This is a genomic window from Silanimonas sp. (genome assembly GCF_027531545.1).
Classification (GTDB): Bacteria; Pseudomonadota; Gammaproteobacteria; order Xanthomonadales; family Xanthomonadaceae; genus Silanimonas.
In genome coordinates this window covers 1-2,565 of record NZ_JAPZSC010000012.1, presented here as the reverse complement: position 1 = coordinate 2,565, position 2,565 = coordinate 1, and the positions used below count along the sequence as shown (strand labels likewise).

General features: G+C 68.1%; 1 protein-coding gene and 1 pseudogene. One reads left to right on the top strand and one right to left on the bottom strand.

The window, feature by feature from the left end; translation table 11 throughout:
- Positions 1-286 (top strand): annotated as a pseudogene (locus O9280_RS08450) (integrase core domain-containing protein); the annotation flags it as partial.
- A 420-nt stretch (positions 287-706) separates the two neighbouring features.
- Here O9280_RS08450 and O9280_RS08445 read toward each other — a convergent pair.
- Entirely contained in the window at positions 707-1,726 is a 1,020-nt protein-coding gene (locus O9280_RS08445; RefSeq protein ID WP_298341139.1) for a sigma 54-interacting transcriptional regulator, read from the bottom strand.
- Positions 1,727-2,565 lie beyond the last annotated feature (839 nt).

The window sequence follows — 2,565 nt, the reverse complement described above, 5'->3', positions numbered from 1 at the left end:
AGCCCTCGGTCGGCTCCACCGGCGACAGCTACGACAACGCGCTGGCCGAGACCATCAATGGGCTGTACAAGGCCGAGATCATCCACCGGCGCGGGCCGTGGAAGACGCGCGAGGCGGTCGAGCTGGCGACGCTGGAGTGGGGGTGTCGTGGTTCAACCACCATCGCCTGCTTGAGCCCATCGGCTACATCCCGCCGGCCGAGGCCGAGGCACACTACTGGCGCGAGCAGGCACATGCCACCGCACCAACGAAGCCTGCCGAACAGGCGGCGCTGCAGGAGGGTTGAACCATGAGTACATGGCTCAACCGGGGGGGCCTCCGGCGGCCCCTGCGGGGGGCTGGAAGAGAGAAGACCTGAACCCCAAAACCGTCAGGCCAAGGCGGTCTGACTCAAGCCAACAGGCCTCCTCGAAACCCGGTGCGGTTCAAGCCTGGCCCGGTGGTCCTATGTCAACAAAGATTCGAGGTCTGAGGCCCGAGGCTCGACTTGCACCTGATTGGGCTCGAGCAGCCTGTGCTTGCCATGACCGCGCTTTCGGGCCGCCTTGGCTTGTGCCTGCTCCAGCTGCGCGGCGCTCGGGGCGGGCAGGTCTTCGAACAGACCTCCCTCGTCGGGCTATGCGTCGGAATCAGTGGGTGTCGTCATGCCAAAACACAAGCCAGTCGCGTGCCAGGTTCGGGGGCTCGGAGAAGAACTCTCAAGCTCTCAGTCGCCGGTGACGCCTCGCTGCAGGCCGTGCTTGCGCACCAGCTTGCCGAAGCGGCTGCGCTCCTTGCCGGCCAGGCGCGCGGCCAGGCTCAGGTTGCCGTCGGCGCGGCGCAGCACTTCGGCGAGGTAGGTGCGCTCGAAGGCGTCGATGGCGCGGGCCTTGGCGTGGTCGTAGCCGGCGTCGGAGCCGCAGCCCGCCGCATGGGCCGCGTGACCGCCCGGGATTGCGGCGGCCAGCGTGTCCAGGTGCAGGTCGAGCCGGTCGCCCTGCGCCAGCAGGAAGGCGCGGTGCACGCGGTGCTCGAGCTCGCGCACGTTGCCCGGCCAGGGCAGCGGCAGGGCTAGATGGGCCGTGCTCGCCGCGCACAGCTCGCGCGGCGCGGTACGGTACTGGCGCACCAGGCGTTGCACGAAGGCCTGCGCCAGCAGCAGCGCGTCGCCTTCGCGCTCGCGCAGCGGCGGCAGCGGCACCGTCAGCACGTTAAGGCGGAACAGCAGGTCGCTGCGGAACAGGCCGCGCGCCACGAGGGCGTCGAGGTCGGCGTTGGTGGCGGCCACCAGGCGCAGGTCGGCCTGCTCGATGCGCGAGCCGCCCAGGGCGCGGTAGCTGTGGTCCTGCGCAAAGCGCAGCAGCGCCGACTGCGCACGCGGGCTCAGCGAGTCGACCTCGTCGAGGAACAGCGTGCCGCCCTCGGCCAGGCCGACCACGCCGCGGCAGGCGGCCTTGGCGTCGGTGAAAGCGCCTCGCACGTGGCCGAAGAGTTCGGCCTCGAGGATGGTGTCGGGTATGGCGCCGCAATTGATGGGGACGAAAGGTTCGCTGCGACGATTGCTGAGATAGTGGATGGCGCGCGCGGCGAGTTCCTTGCCGGTGCCAGTCTCACCACACAGCAGCACGGTGGCATCGACGGCGGCGCACTGCTGCAGCATGGCCAGCGCCTGCCGGAAGACCACCGAGTGGCCGATGAGGTTGAGCGAGCCCCAATCGGGTTGTTCCTGCGCTTGCGCCGCCATCATGACGCCCCCAGCCGGAAGCGCTGAGGCCAGCCGACATGGCCCGCCCCGAGCGCTATCGCGGGCACATTATCGTAAAGCGGGGCTTCCCGCCGTCGCCATCCCTAGAACTGCCCCACCATCCGCCTGCCGGGGGACGCTGCAGGATGTCGCGGGGCGCGGCTGCTGATACCCCAGTCAGAGTGATCGCTGCCGTGCACACCCCCGCTGCTAGACATGATGGTTGTCGCCCCAGGCTAGCCGGCTGGTCTACAACATCGGAGGTTACGCCTCAAGGCGTGTAGAGCCGCATGCCGTGCGTTGCGCTGTCAGCAAGCAGGAGAACGACTGCAGAAGAGGTTACCAAGTCCAACGTGGGCTTGGACGTCCAAAAGGGCACATCAGCGTGGCCGCGGCCGAGTTGGGTCCAGCTTCGACCCTGTTCATCGGCAAGGCGGCGCACGACTCGAAAAAGCTGCGCAAGGTGCTATTCAAGGCTGGTTCACCGAGGTGCTTGAGGAGCTGTTCCATGAAGTGTGTCGCCTGCACACGAGCTGGCGTGAGACACCTGCCTGGAAGCTGCCGCTCGCCAGCGTCCGCTCTTGGCCGGGGCGAGCCGACGATAGGTCCAGATCCATCGCCGAAAAGCTACCCTTCAGCCTAGATCCGGCAGTTCCCGTGATGCGATGACCTGATTTGCGAGCGCTGACCTGCACTTGCGGCGTGCTGGCACACTCACCCGATGGGTGAGGCAAGACGCAAGGCGCTGGCGGCGCGCCGAGGTGGGGGCGACGAGCCTTCGCAGCCGCTGGTCGTGGACACGCTGGGCGGGCGCATGCACGTGCGCTGGGACGAGGGTGCGG

Coding starts and splice junctions, on each gene's coding strand:
- O9280_RS08445 (WP_298341139.1), bottom strand. CDS start 1,726: ATGATGGCGGCGCAAGCGCAGGAACAACCCGATTGGGGCTCGCTCAAC.